Origin of the sequence: Achromobacter sp. ACM04 (genome assembly GCF_014851465.1) — a bacterium.
Taxonomy (GTDB): Bacteria; Pseudomonadota; Gammaproteobacteria; order Burkholderiales; family Burkholderiaceae_B; genus Achromobacter; species Achromobacter aegrifaciens.
This window is the reverse complement of sequence record NZ_JACUZS010000007.1, coordinates 118,372-137,078: the sequence shown is the minus strand read 5'-3', so window position 1 is coordinate 137,078 and position 18,707 is coordinate 118,372. Positions and strand designations below refer to the sequence as shown.

Below are 18,707 nucleotides of genomic sequence, written 5' to 3'. Positions count from 1 at the left end.
CTGTGCCTCAGTGGGCGCCGGCCGCCGCTTCGGCCGCGCCGCTGCCGCCCGCCTTGGCCGACCGGGGACGAGCGAACCAGACCAGGCCGGTGAGTGCCAGGAAGATGATCGCGGAGGCGTAGAACACGTCTACCGCGGACATCGTGAAGGCTTGCGCATTGATCAGTCCGTCCACCATCGTCAGCGCTTGCTGATGCGTCACGCCCAGCCCGTTCTGCAGCGTCGCCATGGTCTGGTCGAACGCCTGCTGGCCGGGCTTGGCGACTTCGGTGAGCTGCGCGTGATGCATGGTCGCGCGGTTTTCCCACAGGGTGGTGGCGATGGACGTGCCGAACGCGCCCGCGGTCAGGCGCAGGAAGTTCGACAGACCCGAGGCCGCGGGAATGCGCCACGGCTCGATGCTGGACAGCGTGATCGACGTAAGCGGCACGAAGAACGTCGCCATGGCCGCGCCCTGGATGATGGTCGGCACCATCAGCGTGCGGACATCGGTCTGGGTGTTGAAGCCAGAACGCATGAAGCACACCAGCGCGAAGATCAGGAACGCCACCGTCGCGATCTGCCGCGGATCGCGCGTGGCCAGCATCTTGCCGACGATGGGCGTCAGCAGGATCGCCAGCAGGCCCACCGGCGCGGTCACCAGCCCCGCGTAGGTCGCGGTGTAGCCCATGTTGCTTTGCAGCCATAGCGGCAGCAGCACCACGTTGCCGAAGAAGACGCCGTAGGCCACCGCCAGCGTCAGCGCGCCGACCGTGAAATTGCGGATCTTGAACAGGCGCAGATCCACCACGGGGTGGGCGTCGGTCAGCTCCCAGATCAGGAAGAAGACGAAGGCGACGAACGCGGTGGCGGCCAGCGCGATGATGGTGCCGCTGGCGAACCAGTCCAGCTCCTTGCCCTTGTCCAGCATGATCTGGAGCGCGCCTACCCATACCACCAGCAGCGCCAGCCCGACCTTGTCGATCGGCAGCTTGCGCGTGACCGATTCGCGGTCGCCATAGATGCGCCAGCTGATCCAGGCGGCCAGCAGGCCCACCGGCACGTTGATGTAGAAGATCCACGGCCAGGTGTAGTTGTCGGAGATCCAGCCGCCCAGCAAGGGCCCGGCGACGGGCGCCACCAGCGTGGTCATGGACCAGACCGCCAGCGCCATGCCCGCCTTGGACTTGGGGAAACTCGCCAGCATCAGCGCTTGCGACAGGGGGATCATGGGCCCGGCGACCGCGCCTTGCAGCACGCGGAACGCGATCAGCGCTTCCAGCGAGGGCGCAAAGCCGCACAGCCATGACGCCAGCACGAACAGCAGGGTGGAGATCAGGAACAGCCGCACCTGTCCAAAGCGCTGCGTGAGCCAGCCCGTGAGCGGCACTGTGATCGCGTTGGCCACGGCGAACGACGTGATGACCCAGGTGCCCTGGCTGGTGCTGACGCCCAGATCGCCGGAGATGGTCGGGATGGACACGTTCGCGATGGACGTGTCCAGCACGTTCATGAACACCGCCGTGGACAGCGCGATGGACCCGATGATGCGGGTCGCGCCTTCCAGCGGCGGGTGGGCGCCGGGCGGGGGCGCCGGCGCGGCGGCGGGCTGCTTGGCTGCGCTCATGATGCGAGGTTGGCCTCGATGATCTTGCTGATCATGGCGTCGACTTCGTCATGGGCCGGCTCGAAGGCGCGCGTCGACCAGGCCGGCTCCTTGCGTTCGGCCTGCGTCAGCGGTTCGCCTTCCTGCTTGCCCACGTCCACTTCCACGTCCATCGACAGGCCCACGCGCAGCGGGTGCTTCTTCAGGTCCTCGGGGTCCAGCGCGATGCGCACCGGCACGCGTTGCACCACCTTGATCCAGTTGCCGGTGGCGTTCTGCGCGGGCAGCAGGGCGAAGGCGCTGCCGGTGCCGGCGTCCAGGCCGGCGATGGTGCCGTGGTAGGTGACCGAGCTGCCGTACAGGTCGGCCACCATCTTGGCCGGCTGGCCGATGCGCATCTTGCGCAGCTGGCCTTCCTTGAAATTGGCCTCGATCCACACCTGGTCCAGCGGCACCACCGTCATCAGGGCCGAACCGGGCGCGACGCGCTGGCCGACCTGCACGCTGCGCCGGGCCACCACGCCACCCACCGGAGCGGGCAGCACGGTGCGCGATTGCGCCAGCCAGGCGTTGCGCAGGCCGGCTGCGGCCTGCTGCACGTCGGGGTGGTCGGCGACCGTGGTGCCCTGGGTCAACGCCTGGTTGGTGGCCAGCTTGGCGCGGGAGGCTGCCAGCGCGGCGCGGGCTTGCGCCAGGCCTGACTGGGCGGACTTCAGCGCGGCTTCGGCGTGCAGGATCTCTTCGCCGCTGACGCCGCCGGACTTGGCCAGTTGCTGGCGGCGGTTGACGTCGCTTTGCGCGCGGGTCAGTTCGGCCTGGGCGCGCAGGATGTCGGCGTTGCGCAGGTCGACGTCGGCGGCCAGGGCGTCGTTCTGGACGTAGATGGTGCGCACCTGGCGCACCGTTTGCGCAAGTTTGGCCTGGGCCTGCTGCAAGGCCACGTCGGTGTCGGCCGGGTCCAGGCGCACCAGCGGCTGGCCGGCGGCCACGGTTTCCGTGTCGTCGGCCTCGATGGCCACGACCGTGCCGGGCACTTGCGGCGTGATCTGCACCAGGTTGCCATGCACGTAGGCGTCGTCGGTGCTCTCGAAATGAGCGCCGAAGAGCGCCCACCAGATGCCGTAAGCGATCGCGATGAGGATGAAGGCGCCGGTTGCCAGCAGCAGCAGGCGTTTGCGGGCGGGATTGGCGGCGGGAGTGGCTGCGGTCATGACGTCTGAGTCCGGGGAGCGTTCAATGGGTGGAGTTCGTGGCGGGGGCCGGCTCGGCCGCGGGGGCGTAGCCGCCGCCCAGCGCATTGGCGAGATTGGCGTCCAGCTGATAGGCGCGGATGCGCAGATCGGTGTCCAGTCGCGCCTGTGTCAGCACGCCGGTCTGCGCAATGAGCACGGAGATGTAGTTGCCCATGCCGGCCTTGTAGCGCTTGACCGCCAGGTCATAGGCGGCGTCGATGGCTTCGCGGGCCTGGCGCTGCTGGGCCTTTTCCTGGTCCAGCAGGCGCAAGCCGTCGAGCGCATCGGCCACCTGGTGCACGGCGTCCAGCACGGTCTGGTTGTAGTCCGACACCGCGAGGTCGGCGTCGGCGCGCCGGCCCGCCAGGTTGGCGTTCAATTCGCCGCCGTGGAAGATCGGCAGCGTGACCGCCGGGCCGAAGCCGGCCATGCGGGCATCCGCGCCCAGCAGATTGCCGGTGCCCATGGCCTGGAAGCCGACGAACGCCGCCAGGTTCACATTGGGGTAGAACTCGGCCTTGGCGCTGTCGATGGCGTGGCGGGCGGCTTCGGCGCGCCATTTCGCGGCGGTGACGTCGGGGCGATGGCCCAGCAGGTCCAGCGGCACGTTGGCGGGCACGCCGCCGGCGGGAGCGGTCAGCGCCACCGGCTGCAAGGATTGCCCGCGTTGCGGACCGGCCCCGGCCAGCGCGGCGACCTGATTGCGCAGCTGCGCCAACGTGGTGTCGGTCTGGGTCAGTTCCACCTTGCCGGCGGCCAGCGACGATTCCGCCTGTTTGACTTCCACCTGGGTGTCCAGCCCGGCCGTGTAGCGGCCTTGGGTCAGTGACAGCACCTCGGCGCGTTGGGCCAGCACGCGGTTGAGCACGTCACGCTGGGCAAAGGCGTTCTGCAGATTCAGGTAGGCGCGGACCAGGGCGCCGGCCAGCAGATTGCGCGCCGCCTGCGCATCGGCCGCGGCGGCGGCTTGCTGCGATACGGCCGCTTGCAGGCGCGACCGGTTCTTGCCCCAGAAGTCCAGCTCATAGCTGAAGTCCAGAGCCAGCCGGTTGTCGCTGACGACCGAGCCGCCCATGGGAGCGGGGTAGATGTAGTCCTTGGACAGGTGTTCGCGGGTCAGCGTGTAGTTGGCGTCCACCCGGGGCAACAGCGGGGCGCGTGCGATGCCGACGGCGGCATTGGCCTTGGCCAGGCGCGCTTGCGCCGCGCTCATCGAGGGGTTGTTGGCCAAGCCCTCGTCCAGCAAGGCATTGAGCTGCGGATCGCCGTAGCGCTGCCACCATTGGGTTTCGGGCCAGACGGTGTCCTGGCTGGTGAGCCCCAGCTTGGCGCCGTCCAGCGCGGCCACCGGCTCGGAGCCGGATTCCATCAATGCGCAACCGCTCAGGGCCAGCACCAATACGGTAGTGAGAAGGCGTTTCATCCTGACTGTTTGCTGAAAGTAATTGATTGATCTGTATTTGCCTAGGCAATCATTATGCCAAATAAAACCCCGAAAGCCGGGGTTCGTTGGCGGACCTTAGCGGTTTGGGGGGGCTGACGAGGCGGAGCCGTTGGCGATCATCCGGCGCAGCAGGTGCTTGAGCTGCGCGACTTCGTCGCTGGAAAACCCGCGCAGGTGGTAATTCAGTACCCGCGCGATATTGGGCGGGATCGCGCGCGCCTTGGCCTCGCCGATCTCGGTGAGTTCGATCTTGACGACGCGGCGGTCTGTCTGGCACCGATTGCGGCGCAGCAGTCCCTTGGCTTCCAGCCGGTCCAACGCGCGGGTCATGGCGCCCGTGTCCATGCCTGTAAGCCTGGCGAGTTCAGCGGGCGTATCGGCGCGGCCCTGGAACACCAGCAGCACCGGACGCCATTGCATCGCGGTGAGTTCCAGCGGGGCCATTTCCTGGTCCAGCATCCGGTTCAGGGAATTGGAAACCAGTTTGATTAGGAAGCCGGCGTTTTCATCCATTACGCAGCTGGCGTCTGCGCGGTAATGGACGGGGCCGTCGGACGGAGAAGGGGGAGGCGCAGCAGTCATATGCGCCGAATTTTACTGCCTAGTCAGTTATTGTCAAGGCTGCGTTTTCGCCGCGATGTCCGGCTGTGCGGCGGGCGCCTGCTTGCGCAGGCCCGACCAGACGATGGCGGCCACGATCAGGGCGGCGCCCGCCATCATGCGCGGCGTGGGCTCCTGGCTGAACAGCGCCCACGCGAAGGCGATGGCGTAGACCGGCTCCAGCGCGATGACCAATCCGGCGCTGCGCGCGTTCAGCCGCGTCAGGCTGGACACGAACAGATAGTGCGACAAGCCGGTGCAGAAAATGCCCAGCAGCGCCAGCCAGAACCAGTCCAGCGCAGGCAGCGCAGGCAACTGGGATACGGCGAAGGGCAGCATTACCAACGCCACGATCAGGTTCTGCCAGCAGGCCACCTGCATCGGGTCCATGCCCGAGGCCGAACGGCGGTTGCTCAGCGCCAGCAGCGCGAAGCTCAGGCCCGACAACAGGCCCCAGGCCAGGCCGATGGTGCCCTGGTCGGCCAGGTCGAACGCGGGCGTGACCAGCACCAGGCCTGCAGTCACCAGGCCCAGCAGCAGCCATTCGGTCGGACGGATGCGTTCCCGGAAGAGCAGGCCCTCGAACAAGGTGATGAAAGCGGGGAAGCTGGCGAAACCCAGCGTGGCGATGGCGATGCCGCCGACTTTCACGGCGATGAAGAAAGTGACCCAGTGGCCCGCCAGCAGGGCGCCGGACACCACCAGCACGAACAGCTGCGCCGGCGTCAGGGCGCCCAGGAGCGGCTTGCGGCGCATGCGGGCGAACAGCCCCAGCGCGAGCACCGCGAAGACGGCCCGGCCCAGCGTGATCACGGCGGCGCTGGCCTGGATCAATTCGCCGAACACGCCGGTCAGGCCGAAAAGCACGGCGGCAACGTGGATGTAGGTGAGGGCGCGGTGTCGGGTCATGCGTGAGGCAGGCGTATGGCGAAGAAAGCGTGGGTAAAGGCGTGCGGTGTTTTTGCACTGAACATAAAATCATCGCATGAATCGCCTTGCCAAGCTTTCGCCGTCCTTCCGCCTTTCCAACCGCACCGCCGGCTTTTTCCTGGCGACCCTGGGCGCAGTCCTGTTCTCGGCCAAGGCCATCGTGGTGAAGTTCACTTACCGCTACGGCATCGACGCGGTCACCCTCATTGCCTTCCGCATGCTGTTCGCCATGCCGTTCTTCGCTGCGGTGGCCTGGCATCAGTCGCGCCGCGCGGCGCGCGGCGAAATCCCCGTGATGACCTGGAAGGAGCGCGCGCAGGTCTGCGTGCTGGGCCTGCTGGGCTATTACCTGTCCAGCTTCCTGGACTTTCTGGGGCTGCGCTACATCACCGCCAGCCTGGAGCGCCTGATCCTGTTCCTGTCGCCTTCGCTGGTGGTGTTGCTGTCGGCGTTCTGGTTCAAGCGCGCGGTCGAGCGCCGCCAGTGGATGGCCATGGCGCTGTCCTATGCCGGGGTGGTGCTGGTGTTCGCCCACGACCTGTCCTTCGGCGGCGGCGAGGTGCTGTTAGGGTCTTTGTTCGTTTTCGGGTCGGCCGCAAGCTATTCTGTGTACCTGATCTGTTCGGGGGAACTGGTCAAGCGCTTGGGGGCGACGCGCCTGGTGGCGTATGCCATGCTGGTGTCCTGCGTGGCCTGCATCATCCAGTTCTTTGCCGTGCATCCCCCGTCCATGCTGATCCAGCCTGCCGGGGTCTACGGGTATTCGGTGATCCACGCCACGCTGAATACCGTGGTGCCGGTGTTCATGCTGATGTGGGCGGTGGCGCTGATCGGCGCGCCCACCGCGTCGCTGCTGGGCATGATCGGGCCGGTGTCGGTGCTGTTTCTGGCGTCGTGGTTTCTGCAAGAGCCCATCACTGTGTGGCAGATGGCGGGGACCGCGTTGGTGCTGGCAGGGGTATTCGTGCTGATGGGGGGCGGGGCCGGCAGGCTGGCGTCCGCCAGGCAGGACGGGGCCCGGCCATCGCGTTGAATCTGGTTTTTCTCGTTCAGGGGCCGCAGACAGGCTCTCGTTAGCATTTTTTCCAATGAAAGGAGGCCAGCATGGCCAGCAATCTCGTCAAGGCAATTCGTATCGAGCAGCACGGTGGTCCTGAAGTCCTGAAGCTGGTCGAGGTGGAAGTGCCTCCGCCCGCCGCCAATGAAGTCACGATCGAGCAGCACGCCGCCGGCCTGAACTTCATCGATATCTATTACCGCACGGGCTTGTATCCCCACGCGTTGCCGCACGGCCTGGGCTTCGAGGGCGCGGGTGTCGTGACCGCGGTCGGCGCCGACGTCACGCATTTGAAAAAGGGCGACCGCGTCGCCTACGGCCAGAGCCCCATCGGCGCCTACGCCAAGGCGCGCAACGTTCCGGCCGCGCAGGTCGTCAAGGTGCCCAAGGGCATCGGCTTTGACGAAGCGGCGGCTTTGATGCTCAAGGGCCTGACGGTGCAATACCTGTTCCGCCAGACCTACCGTCTGCAAGGCGGCGAGACCATCCTGTTCCACGCGGCCGCGGGCGGCGTGGGCCTGATCGCGTGCCAATGGGCCAAGGCCCTGGGCGTGAAGCTGATCGGCACCGTCTCCAGCCCCGAGAAGGCCGAACTGGCCCGCGCCAATGGCGCCTGGGAAACCATCGACTACTCGCGCGAGAACGTGGCCGAGCGCGTGCTCGAGCTGACCGGCGGCAAGAAGGTGCCGGTGGTGTATGACGGCGTGGGCAAGGACACCTGGGAAACCTCGCTGGACTGCATCGAGCCGCGCGGCCTGATGGTGAGCTTCGGCAACGCGTCCGGCCCCGTGTCTGGCGTCAACCTGGCGACGCTGAACCAGAAGGGCTGCCTGTACGTGACGCGCCCGTCGCTGGGCCTGCACGTGAACACGCTGGCCAAGCTGCAAGCCGCCTCCGAGGAGCTGTTCGACCTGGTCCTGAAGAAGAAGATCAAGGTCCGCATCGACCAGCGCTACACGCTGGAGCAGGCCGGCGAGGCCCAGACTGCGCTGGCCGCGCGCAAGACCACCGGCGCCACGGTGCTGATGCTGGATTGATTCGACGTCAGCGATGCGCGGGGCCCACAAGGGCGCCGCGCCAGGCCCGGCACCGCGCTGCGCGTTGCCGGGTTTTTTTTGCCGTGCGCAGAATGACAAAACGCCATGCACGGTCCGACAAGCCTTCCGGGAAGGCCGTTGCTATCCTGGCTTCAACCATTTCGTTGGAGCTTCGAATGTCTTCAGCAAGCGCAAGCGCCGCCGGCCACGCCGGTTCTGATCGCCCGGAACTGGCCGCCATCCGGGAAGCCATGCTCATCGATGGCAAGCCGGTGCGCGAAGGACAAGGCGCGCCCATCGCCGTCCATGATCCCGCCACGGGCGACGTCATCGCCCATCAGCCCGACGCCGGGCCGCAGCAGGTGGACCTGGCGGTGCAGGCCGCCAGGCGCGCCTTCGGATCCGGTCCCTGGCGTGACATGCTGCCTGCCGGGCGCGAACGCCTGTTGCTGAAATTGGCCGACCTGGTCGAGCAGCACGGCACGGAACTGGCCCGTCTGGAAACCCTGAACAACGGCAAGCTGCTGGGCGTGGCGCAGGGCCTGGAAGTCGGTTCGGGCGCGCAGTGGCTGCGCTACATGGCGGGGTGGGCGACCAAGATTACGGGCGACACCCTGTCGCTGTCCATACCGTTTCCGCCGGGCGTGCGGTACAGCGCCTATACCTTGCCGCAGGCGGTGGGCGTGGTGGCCGCGATCATTCCGTGGAATTTTCCGCTGTTGATGGCGATCTGGAAGATCGCGCCCGCCTTGGCGGCGGGCTGCACCGTGGTGCTCAAGCCCGCCGAGGAAACGCCGTTGACGGCGCTGCGCCTGGCCGAGCTGGTGCTGGAGGCGGGCTTTCCGCCCGGCGTCGTCAACGTCGTGACCGGCCGGGGCGAGACCGCTGGCGCCGCGCTGGTTGCGCATCCCGGCGTGGACAAGATCGCGTTCACGGGGTCGACCGAAGTCGGCAAGCTCATCGGGCGCGCCGCGATGGACGACATGAAGCGGGTTTCGCTGGAGCTGGGCGGCAAGTCCCCCGTGATCGTGCTGGACGACTGCGACGTCGACCGCGCGGTGCAGGGCGCCGCGGCCGCCATTTTCTTCAACCAGGGCCAGGTTTGCACGGCGGGTTCGCGCCTGTATGTGCAAAAAGGCCTGTATCCCAAGGTCGTCCAGGGACTGGCGGACCTGGCCGCCGGCATGAAGCTGGGGTCCGGATTCGACCCCGCCACCCAGGTCGGCCCGCTGGTGTCGGCCCGCCACCAGAAGCGCGTCATGGACTACATCGGCCTCGGACGCAGCGAAGGCGGACGGGTGCTGGCGGGAGGAGGCAGCGGCAGCGGCTCGGGCTACTTCGTGCAGCCCACCGTTTTCGCGGACGTGCCGCCGGGGGCGCGTATCGTTCGCGAGGAGATCTTCGGACCAGTCGTGGTGGCGCAGCCCTTCGATACGCTGGACGATGCGGTGCGGCTGGCCAACGACAGCGCCTACGGCCTGGGCGCCAGCCTCTGGAGCAACGATCTCTCCCGCGTGCAAGGCCTGATCCCGCGCATCGATGCCGGCACCGTCTGGGTGAACACGCACAACATGCTGGATCCCAACATGCCTTTCGGCGGATTCAAGCAGTCCGGCATCGGCCGCGAGCACGGCCGCGCCGTGCTGGAGATGTACCTGGAGCGGAAGTCCGTTTGCATCGCTTACTAGAACGATGAGCGCGCGGCCCAAGCCGGGAAATACCGGTGGCCGCGCTTTCATGACACCAAGGGGAAGACATGGCAGGCAGGACAGGTAGTCGGGGCCGCCGACGGGCCACGCTGTTGCTCGCGTGCGCGGCAGCATCGCAGGCGGCATGGGCAGGAGACCCCAGCGCGCGGGATTGGATACCCGCGCCGGTGGGCACCAATATCATCGCCGGGTATCTGGCGGGATTGCGATCCTCGGGCTTGTATGCCGAGGGGCAGCGGGTGGACGGCGCGTCCGTCGACGTGAATGCGCTGGTGTACCGCCAGATGCACTATCGCGACTTCTACGGCAAGACGATGCAGCTCGAATTCATCGTGCCGATGTACCGGACCTCGCTGGACCTGCCGGGCGCGCCCGGCGACCACCAGACAGGCATCGGCGACGTGACGCTCGGGTCGGCCATCTGGCTGTACAACAACGAGCAGACCAAGACCTGGTTCGCCTGGGAGCCCTTTGTGGTGGCGCCGGTGGGCCGTTATGACGGTTCGCGTCCCGACGTGTCTCCGGGCAAGAACCGCTGGTCCACCATCCAGGATTTCGCGTTCGTGCAGGGCTTCGGCGAATCCACCTATCTCGAAGCCATCGCCGAGGTGGAGATCTACGGCCGCAATACGGACTGGTATGGGCAGACGCTGAAGAAGGATCCCTCGTTCCGTTTCTTCGCGCTGGCTTCGACCAACCTGACGCCCGATACCTACACCGGCATCCGTTACCGCTACGAGACTGGCGGCAAGGAAACCTCGTCCGGCGAGACCGTCGCCACGCGGGCGCGCAATCACCAGCTGGCCGTCGAACTGACGCATCAGATCAACGACGCCAACCAGATTCAGATGCAGTACATCCACGACCTGAAGGTCGAGAACGGACCGCGGATGCGTGGCGTGCAGTTGCGCTACGTCTATGCGTTCTAGGAGAACCGGACCATGAGACCAGGAGAATATCGATGAACGCGCCTAGCGCCAGAACATGCGCATCGCGGGCCGGACGGTGGGCGCTATGCGCCGTCCTGGCGGCGTCGGCGGGGCTAGCCCGGGCGGATCTGCCCGTGGAAGAGCTCAAGGGCGGCACCCGCCTGCCGCCGGCCACGCCGCACCGGCTGTACGTGATGGATGCCGTCTTCAATCACCTGGTCGACAGCCGGGTCAACATCTATGACGGCGACTCCTTCAAGTTCCTGGGCATGGTGCCCGCGTCATTCAACGGCCACATGACCGTGTCCGCGGACGGCAAGGACATCTACGTCATGACGACCTACTACGAGCGCTTGAACCGCGGCAAGCGTACCGACGTGGTGGAGGCCTGGGACGCCGAAACGCTCACGCCCAAGTACGAGGTGCCGATCCCGCAGAAACGCGCCCAGGCGCTGAATTACCGCAACTATCTGCAGCAGAGCACGGACGGGGAACTGCTGTTCGTGCAGAACGCCACGCCCGCGTCCTCGGTCACGGTGGTGAACCTGAAGACGCGCCAGTTCGCGGACGAGGTCACCGCGGCGGCAGGGTGCTGGAGCATCATCGTGCTGCCGTCGCGCCCGCGCAGCTTCGCCAGCATCTGCGGCGACGGCGCGCTGCTTACCGTGGACCTGGACCAGGCCGGCAAGCCGGCGGGGCAGCAGCGCAGCCAGCCCATGTTCGATCCCGAAAAGGACCCCATCTTCACGCACACCGAGAACCTGGGCGACACCTACTACTTCGTGTCCTACAACGGCAATGTCTACAGCGCCGACTTCAGCGGCAAGGACGCGGCTTTCGGCAAGCCCTGGTCCCTGCTGGACGCGTCGGGCAAGGACCAGGGCTGGCGCCCTGGCGGCTACAACCTGCTGGCCATCAACAAGGCCGCCAAGCGGCTGTATGTGGGCATGCATCCCAACGGCGCCGAGGGCTCGCACAAGACGCCGGCCGCCGAGATCTGGGTCTACGACCTGGCCACGCACAAGCGGGTGGCGCGGGTGCCGGGCCAGAATGCCTTGTCGATGTCGGTCTCGCAGGACGACCAGCCGCGCCTGTACACGATCGACGGCGGCAACGTGAACGTCTACGACGCCGCGCCGGCCGCGCCGGTCCTCAAGGGCACGATCCAGGCCGCCGGCGAAACCGCGCTGCAGGTCGAACCGCAACCGCGAGGTGCGCGATGAACGATCCCGTGCTGCTGTATGCCGCGAGCGCGGCGCTGGCCTGCGTGCTGCTCCTGGGGGCGCTGGAAAAGTTGAGGGACATGGCGGGCTTCGCCGCTATCGTGTCGGCCTACCGCATCCTGCCGGCGGGGTGGAGCGGCGCGTTCGCGTGGCTCTTCGTGCTGGGCGAAGCGCTGTCCGGCGCCTTGCTGCTGGCGCCGGCACGACAGGCGGCGGGCGCGCAACTGGCGCTGCTGGTGTTGGCGGCGGCGACGCTGGCGCTGGCCTTCAACCTGCTGCGCGGGCATCGCGACATCGATTGCGGCTGCGGCGGCCCCGCCGCCGGCGGGCCGGGGCGCGGCGCGCAACGTGGCGGGCTGTCGTGGTGGCTGGTGCTGCGCAACGCGGCGCTGGCGCTGTGGACTGCGCCCGCGCTGATCTCCGCGGCGGGCCAATCGCGCGGTCTGCAGTGGGCCGACTCCGCCGCCGTCTTCGGCCTGGCGATGGCTGCCGTGGGCCTGTACTTCACCGCCAATCACCTGTTGGCCTCCCATCTCAAATTGCGCAATCTCTGAAGGAAACTCACATGGATGCCTTGATCATTTCCAATTTTCTGTTGTGGGGCGTGGTGCTCTGCCTGGTGCTGGTCATCCTGGCGCTGTCGCGGCAGATCGGCGTGCTGTACGAGCGCGTGGCGCCGATGGGGGCGCTGACGATGGACAAGGGCCCTGGCGTGGGCGAGCCCGCTCCGCGCTTCGAACTGCCGGATCTGCTGGGTCGCCGTATCGTCATCGGCGAGCGCGGCCAGCACAGCCAGCTGCTGTTCTTTCTTTCCCCGACCTGCCCGGTTTGCAAGAAGCTGCTGCCTATCCTCAAGTCGGTGGCCAGCACGGAAAGCGCCTGGCTGCGCATCGTGCTGGCCAGCGATGGCGAAATGCCCGAGCACCTGGCGTTCTACAAGCAGGCGGGCCTGGAGCGTTTTCCGTACTTGCTGTCGACCGAACTGGGCATGAAGTTCCAGATCAGCAAGCTGCCCTATGCCGTGCTGATCGATGAAACCGGAACCTTGCGCGCCAAGGGCCTGATCAACTCGCGCGAACAGCTCGAAAGCCTGTTCACCGCGAAGGAGCTGGGCGTGGCTTCGGTGCAGGAATTCCTGGCCGCCGGCGCGTTGGAAGAAACCCGGATTTCCCGCAAGGAGAGCGGCAATGCAATGGCTGGATAAACTCGCGGAGCGCGCCGCGCGCTCGGTTGCGCACACCACTTCCCGGCGCAGCGTGCTCAACCGCATCGGCCGGGCGCTGGTCGGAACGGCATTCCTCATGCCGGTGCTGCCGGTGGCGCGGTCAGCGCCCGCTGATCCCAAGAAACCGCAGATGGACGACACGGCGTGCGACTACTGGCGCTATTGCGCGGTGGACGGCTTTCTGTGTTCATGCTGCGGCGGCAGCATGACGTCCTGCCCGCCTGGCACCTCGCCTTCGGCCGTGTCGTGGGTTGGCACCTGCCACAATCCGCTGGACGGCAAGGACTACCTGATCAGCTACAACGATTGCTGCGGCAAGGCTGCTTGCGGCAAATGCATGTGCGCATCCGCCGAGCGCGAGCGGCCCGGCTATCAGATGTTCCTGCACAACGACGTGAACTGGTGCATGTCCAACGAGTCCTCCATCTTTCACTGCACGACCTCGGTGATCGTGGGCCTGGCCAAGCCGAAGCCGAAATCATGAGGCCAGAAGGGCGACCGCCATGGCACGGGTGGCGCGGGTTGTGCGCCGCCGTCCTGCTCTGCGTGGGCCGGACGGCCGCCGCAGAGCAGGCGGCCGCTGACGCCGCCGACGCCGACAGGCTGCGTCTGGCCGTCCGCGCCGACTACGTGCTGCAATGCGCGGGCTGCCATCGCGTGGACGGCCGTGGCAGCGGCCGCCACGGCATTCCTGATTTCCGCAATTCGGTGGGCGCGTTCGTGCATCTGCCGCAGGGCCGCGAGTATCTGGTCCGCGTGCCGGGCGCCGCGCAATCGCAGCTCAGCAATGCCGAACTCGCGGCCGTGCTGAACTGGGTGGTGCGGGAATTCAGCCCGGTGCAGTTGCCGGCGGATTTCCGGCCGTACACGGAACAGGAAGTCGCGCAGGTCCGCCCGCGCCGCTACGAGGACGTGGTGCCGGTGCGTCATGGCCTGGCTCAGGCGCTGGCGCGGCTCGGCTTCCAGCTGGCCGACTATTCTTATGGCAGCGACAGAAAACCGTAGAGGAACAGGCACTTAGGGGTTGTCACCGATATTCCCTGGCGCCGACCGATGCTAGAAAGAGGCAGCATTCCATTCAACGCTGTAGCTGTGTCGCCAGGCAGGCCGTTCCAGGCAAACAGGCACGCCGTTTCGAGACGCCGGAGTCGCCATGTCCCCATCCCTTCTGCGCAGCGAGCCCAGGCACTTCCTGGACTGCGCAAGCTGGCAGGAAAATGTCAGCGATACCTTCGTTCCCCTGGAAGTGTCCGCGGTGTTTCCGGCCCGTTTCCGCAATAGCGTGGCGGTGGATTCGCTGGGCTGGATGCAGGTCTGCGAGTTGCGCAGCAGCGCCCAGCGCGTGCGCCGCAGCAAGCTGCTGGCCAACCGTTCCGAGTCGTCCGGCTACAAGGTGACGCTGCAGCTCGCTGGCCGCAGCGAGATCCGCCAGTCGGGGCGCAGCGCCTTGCTGGTGCCGGGCGAATGGAGCATCTACGACACCACCCGGCCGTACGAAGTCGACGTCGACGATGGCGCGCACTTCCTGGTCATGCAGGTGCCCGGCAAGCATTTCGAGGCGTGGCAGTCTTTCATGCAGAATGCCGTGGCGCGCAGCTTCAGCGCGCGCCAGGGGTGCGGGCGCATGGCGATGGACCTGCTGCGCGTGGCGCTGACCGAGCACGCGCATCTGTCCGAAAGCGCCTCGCGCGATGCCGCCAATGCGGTGCTGCAGATGATGGGACTGGATATCAGCGAGCGGGCAGGCGGGCAGGCCGAACATGACCAGGCCGAACTGCGGCAGGCGCAATTGCGCCGGGTGCAGCAGCACATGCTTGAAAACCTGCATGATCCGGCGCTGTCGCCAGCGGCCGCTGCAGCGGCCTTCCGGATGTCGCGCCGCTATTTGTACAACCTGTTCGCGCAGGCTTCCACGACCCCGGCCGATTTCATCCTCAGCGCGCGGCTGGAGCGTTGCTGCGATACGCTGTGCGACCCCGCTCAGGCGGCGCGGCCGATAGGCGACATCGCCTACAGATTCGGGTTCTCAGATGCGGCGCGTTTCAGCCATGCGTTTCGCAAGCGTTTCGGCGTGTCGCCGTCGGAATACCGGCGCCATGGACGCCCGTCCTGATCAGAGCTGTTCCTCGTTGATCAGGTCTTCCTTGCCGTAGAACTTCACGCCGATGTGGATGCGTTCGCGGCCCTGCGAGCGGCGATGGCGGTTGGTGTCGCGCAGCGAATAGACGCAGCCGCAATATTCCTGCTGGTAGAAGTTTTCGCGCTTGCTGATTTCGATCATGCGGGCCGAGCCGCCGCCCTTGCGCCAGTTGTAGGTCCAGTAGATCAGATCGTCGTAGCGCGCCGCGGCGCGTTCGCCACAGCCGTTGATCTGGTTCATGTCCTTCCAGCGCGAAATGCCCAGCGAGCTGGTGATGGTGTCAAAGCCATGCTCGTGCGCGTAGAGCGCCGTGCGTTCGAAGCGCATGTCGAAGCAGGCCGTGCAGCGCTCGCCGCGTTCGGGAGCGTTTTCCATGCCCTTGACGCGGTCGAACCAGTTGTCCATGTCGTAGTCGGCGTCGATGAATTCGATGCCGTGCTGCTCGGCGAAGCGGATGTTCTCCTGCTTGCGGATTTCGTACTCTTTGACCGGGTGGATGTTCGGGTTGTAGAAGTAGATGGCGTAATCGATGCCTGAGGCGGTCATCGCTTCCATGACTTCGCCGGAACAGGGCGCGCAGCACGAGTGCATCAGCACCTTGCGGCGGCCGGCGGGCAGGTCGAGTTTGGGGCGCACGAGTTCGGACATGGCTTGCAGGAAACAAATAAGGCGGAAAACTCCTTATTTTACGCTGAGTTGCCGCTGAAGGGGGCGCCCCCGTCCCCCAATACGCTCAGCCCAGCACGGCATCCCAGAGCTCGCGCACGGCGGCGCGCTCTTCCTGCAGCTGGTCCTGCGGGACGCGCGCCTTTTCCACCCCCTGCAGGCGCATCTGGTGCTGGACGCGGCGCAGGGTGCGGTAGGCGTCGCCGGCGCGCGCGGCCAGTTCGGGAGCAATCAGGCCCGCCTCGCCGGACAGGCGCAGCAAGGCGATATTGCCCAGGTTGCGCACCAGCACCGGATGCGTGCCCGAATGGCACAGCACCAGGTATTGCGTGACGAACTCCACGTCGACCATGCCGCCGCGGTCGTGCTTCAGATCGAACAGCGGGCTGCTGTTGGGGTGGCCAGCATTGATCTTTTCGCGCATCGCCAGCACTTCCTCGCGCAGTCTGGCGGCGTCGCGTGGCAGTACCAGGATGTCTGCGCGGATCTGCTCGAAACGCGCGCCGACGCTGGCGTCGCCCGAGGCGTAGCGGGCGCGGGTCAGCGCCTGGTGTTCCCAGGCCCAGGCGTGCTTGTGCTGGTATTGCTCGAATGCTTCCACGGACACCGCCAGCAGGCCGGCGTCGCCGTCCGGCCGCAGGCGCAGGTCGACTTCGTACAGGCGGCCCGAAGAGGTCATGGTCGAGAGCCACGACGTCATTCGCCGGCCCAGCTTTGCGTAGACCTCGGCGGCGTCGTCGCGCGGGTCGTCGAACAGGAACACCAGGTCCAGGTCCGAGGCATAGCCCAGTTCCTTGCCGCCCAGCTTGCCGTACGCGATGACGGCGAAGCGCGGTTCGGCGCCCTCGGCCTTGTTGACCAGCGGCCAGGTGCGGCGGATGGTTTCGGTCAGCAACAGGTCGGCCAGCGCGGACAGCTGGTCGGCCAGCTTCTCCACGGTGAGTTCGCCTTCCAGATCCTGCGCCAGCAATTGGAAGCTGGCCTGGCGCTGCATGTCGCGCATCAGGTTCATCTGGCGCTCGATGTCCGGATCGCCGTCGGGCAGCCGGCAGGCGTCCAGGTCGGCGGTCAGCTGGCGCGCGATCTGGCCGAAGTCCAGCGGCTCGAACAGGGTGCGCCAATCGATCAGGCTGTCCAGCAGCAGAGGGTGCTGGGTCAGGTATTGCGCGGCCCAGGGGCTGGCGGCGACCATGCGCGCCACGCGCGCCAGGGTGTCGGGGTATTCGGCCAGCAGGGCCAGGTAGGCGCTGCGCTGGGCGATTTTCTCGATCAGGTCGAACAGCCGCACCGTGGCTTGCAGCGGGGCTGGGGTTTGCAGGGCCGCTCGCAGGGCGGCCGGCAGCAGCGCGTCCATGCGCTTGCGGCTGCTCTCGGGCAGACTGCGCACCCGGTGGCTGCCCAGCAGGGTCTCGGTACGGCGCAACAGGTCCTGCGCGTCGTCGCCGAAGGCCTGGCTGATTTGTTCGGCGAGCTCGCAGCTGCTGTCTGGCTCGTCCGGGCCGGACCCGGGGTCGGTGGCGCCGGGCGCGGGCGCCGGCACTTCGGCGTCGCCCATGCCCACCAGCCGGAACACGTTGCGGAAGGTCTGCGAGACGAATTGGCGGTGCGCGGCCAGCGTGCTTTCGAAGTCAGCGGGGCTCATGCCCAGCGCTGCGGCCAGGCCGGCGCGTTGTTCGGGGTCGCCCGGCAGCAAATGGGTCTGGGCGTCCTCGCGGTATTGCAGGGCATGCTCGGTGCGGCGCAGGTAGCGGTACGCCTCTTCGAGCCGGCGCGCGTCTTCCTCGGGCACCAGGCCGGCGGCGCTCTCCGCGTGCAGCGCTTCCAGCAGGCCGCGTTTTTGCAACGCGGGCATGCGGCCGCCGCGGATCAACTGGGCAAGCTGCACCACGAATTCGATTTCGCGGATGCCGCCATCGCCCAGCTTGATGTTGTTGGCGCTGTCGATGCCGTTGCGCGCGCTGGCGCGCCGCTGCCAATCCTGGCGGATGCGTTCGCGCAGGGCGCGCAGGGCCGAGAGCGCATCGAAGTCGAAATACTTGCGATAGACGAACGGCACGCGCAGGCTTTCCAGCTGGCGCGCCTGGGCGGCGCTGTCGCTGCCTTCGAAGGCCTGGGCCGGGATCAGCCGGGCCTTGAGCCAGGCGTAGCGTTCCCATTCGCGGCCCTGGCCGATCAGGTAGTGCTCCAGCGCGTCCAGGCTCCAGGCCAGGGGACCGGCGTCGCCGTCGGGGCGCAGGCGCAGGTCGGTGCGGAACACCTGGCCGTTGGCGTCGACTTCGGACAGCACCGGCATCATGCGCCGCGTCAGGCGGCCGTAGAACTCGTGATGGCTGATGCGGCGCGGACCGTCGGTTTCGCCTTCTTCGCCGTACAGCATGATCAGGTCGATGTCGGACGAGACATTCAATTCGCAGCCGCCCAGCTTGCCCATGCCCACTATCAGCATTTCCTGCGGCTGGCCGGTGGCCGGATCGCGCGGCACGCCATGCACGGCGGCGAGGTCCGCCGCCACGCTGCGATAGGCCGCGGCCACCGCGGTGTCGGCCAGCGCGGTCATGGCGCCCACGACTTCTTCCAGATCGGCCTGGCCGGTCAGGTCGCGCACGATGAGTGTGTTGAAGACCCGTTCGCGCAGCTTGCGCAGCACCATGCGGCAGACCTCCACGGGTAGCGTCTCGCCTGCCTGCGGTCCGGCCAGCTCCGCCTGCCAGCGCGCGATCTGCGCGGGCGTGACGGGTTCGCGCACGGCATCGTTCAGCCAGGCGGCCAGATCCGGGTGGGCATCCAGGCGGCGGCGCAGATGGCCGGACCAGGCGAGGGCGGGGGCAAGCGTAGAGGGCGTGGACATGGCGAAAGGGGCGGCGCGATGGGCGCGTTTCAGGTATAAGTGGGGACGATACTGCAAGACCTCTTCTCCTGCCCACCGATCC

The 18,707-nt window shown here is 67.0% G+C and carries 17 protein-coding genes; 10 read left to right on the top strand and 7 right to left on the bottom strand.

Features of this window, described 5'->3' with window-relative positions:
* Window positions 1-7: 7 nt before the first annotated feature.
* The 5 genes from IB259_RS30645 to IB259_RS30625 form a co-directional block, all read right to left on the bottom strand.
* A complete protein-coding gene (locus tag IB259_RS30645) occupies window positions 8-1,606 on the bottom strand; it encodes a DHA2 family efflux MFS transporter permease subunit (protein WP_192331029.1) in 1,599 nt (532 codons plus the stop codon).
* Window positions 1,603-2,796 carry an efflux RND transporter periplasmic adaptor subunit gene (locus IB259_RS30640; RefSeq protein WP_119451017.1) on the bottom strand — a complete coding sequence of 398 codons (1,194 nt, stop codon included), beginning with the start codon at window positions 2,794-2,796 and terminating at the stop codon, window positions 1,603-1,605. Before IB259_RS30640 ends, IB259_RS30645 begins: the two co-directional genes overlap by 4 nt.
* 22 nt (window positions 2,797-2,818) lie before the next feature.
* The gene (locus tag IB259_RS30635; protein ID WP_054458748.1) at window positions 2,819-4,240 is read right to left on the bottom strand and encodes an efflux transporter outer membrane subunit; all 1,422 of its coding nucleotides are present in this window, start codon (window positions 4,238-4,240) and stop codon (window positions 2,819-2,821) included.
* A 96-nt stretch (window positions 4,241-4,336) separates the two neighbouring features.
* Window positions 4,337-4,843 (bottom strand): MarR family winged helix-turn-helix transcriptional regulator, encoded by a 507-nt coding sequence (locus IB259_RS30630; RefSeq protein ID WP_054458746.1) that lies wholly within the window; start codon window positions 4,841-4,843, stop codon window positions 4,337-4,339.
* A gap of 33 nt (window positions 4,844-4,876) precedes the next feature.
* Complete coding sequence (locus IB259_RS30625) at window positions 4,877-5,770, bottom strand: DMT family transporter (RefSeq protein WP_054458744.1); 894 nt, start codon at window positions 5,768-5,770, stop codon at window positions 4,877-4,879.
* 76 nt (window positions 5,771-5,846) lie between these two features.
* Here IB259_RS30625 and IB259_RS30620 point away from each other — a divergent pair, with 76 nt between their 5' ends.
* The 10 genes from IB259_RS30620 (at window position 5,847) to IB259_RS30575 (ending at window position 15,084) form a co-directional block, all read left to right on the top strand.
* Entirely contained in the window at window positions 5,847-6,824 is a 978-nt protein-coding gene (locus IB259_RS30620) for a DMT family transporter (RefSeq protein WP_054458743.1), read from the top strand.
* A gap of 71 nt (window positions 6,825-6,895) precedes the next feature.
* Window positions 6,896-7,885, top strand: coding sequence for a quinone oxidoreductase (locus IB259_RS30615; RefSeq protein ID WP_054458742.1), 990 nt, complete (start codon window positions 6,896-6,898; stop codon window positions 7,883-7,885).
* A 176-nt stretch (window positions 7,886-8,061) separates the two neighbouring features.
* Window positions 8,062-9,573: a phenylacetaldehyde dehydrogenase StyD gene (gene styD, locus IB259_RS30610; protein ID WP_175182335.1), complete on the top strand. Its 1,512-nt coding sequence runs from the start codon at window positions 8,062-8,064 to the stop codon at window positions 9,571-9,573.
* Window positions 9,574-9,641: 68 nt separating this feature from the next.
* A complete protein-coding gene (locus IB259_RS30605; protein ID WP_054458738.1) occupies window positions 9,642-10,523 on the top strand; it encodes a transporter in 882 nt (293 codons plus the stop codon).
* A 32-nt stretch (window positions 10,524-10,555) separates the two neighbouring features.
* Entirely contained in the window at window positions 10,556-11,746 is a 1,191-nt protein-coding gene (locus IB259_RS30600) for an amine dehydrogenase large subunit (RefSeq protein ID WP_125473272.1), read from the top strand.
* Window positions 11,743-12,300 (top strand): MauE/DoxX family redox-associated membrane protein, encoded by a 558-nt coding sequence (locus IB259_RS30595; RefSeq protein WP_175214398.1) that lies wholly within the window; start codon window positions 11,743-11,745, stop codon window positions 12,298-12,300. Before IB259_RS30600 ends, IB259_RS30595 begins: the two co-directional genes overlap by 4 nt.
* An 11-nt stretch (window positions 12,301-12,311) precedes the next feature.
* Entirely contained in the window at window positions 12,312-12,950 is a 639-nt protein-coding gene (gene mauD, locus IB259_RS30590) for a methylamine dehydrogenase accessory protein MauD (RefSeq protein ID WP_054458732.1), read from the top strand.
* Window positions 12,934-13,455, top strand: coding sequence for a methylamine dehydrogenase light chain (locus tag IB259_RS30585; protein WP_054458730.1), 522 nt, complete (start codon window positions 12,934-12,936; stop codon window positions 13,453-13,455). Before mauD ends, IB259_RS30585 begins: the two co-directional genes overlap by 17 nt.
* Before the next feature lie 38 nt (window positions 13,456-13,493).
* A complete protein-coding gene (locus IB259_RS30580) occupies window positions 13,494-13,976 on the top strand; it encodes a cytochrome c (protein ID WP_225596987.1) in 483 nt (160 codons plus the stop codon).
* Window positions 13,977-14,124: 148 nt separating this feature from the next.
* Window positions 14,125-15,084, top strand: a complete 960-nt coding sequence (locus IB259_RS30575; RefSeq protein WP_054458728.1) for a helix-turn-helix domain-containing protein — start codon at window positions 14,125-14,127, stop codon at window positions 15,082-15,084.
* Here IB259_RS30575 and IB259_RS30570 read toward each other — a convergent pair whose 3' ends face one another.
* The gene (locus IB259_RS30570) at window positions 15,085-15,759 is read right to left on the bottom strand and encodes an epoxyqueuosine reductase QueH (RefSeq protein WP_054458727.1); all 675 of its coding nucleotides are present in this window, start codon (window positions 15,757-15,759) and stop codon (window positions 15,085-15,087) included.
* An 85-nt stretch (window positions 15,760-15,844) separates the two neighbouring features.
* The gene (glnE, locus tag IB259_RS30565) at window positions 15,845-18,625 is read right to left on the bottom strand and encodes a bifunctional [glutamate--ammonia ligase]-adenylyl-L-tyrosine phosphorylase/[glutamate--ammonia-ligase] adenylyltransferase (RefSeq protein ID WP_192331045.1); all 2,781 of its coding nucleotides are present in this window, start codon (window positions 18,623-18,625) and stop codon (window positions 15,845-15,847) included.
* Window positions 18,626-18,707: the final 82 nt, after the last annotated feature.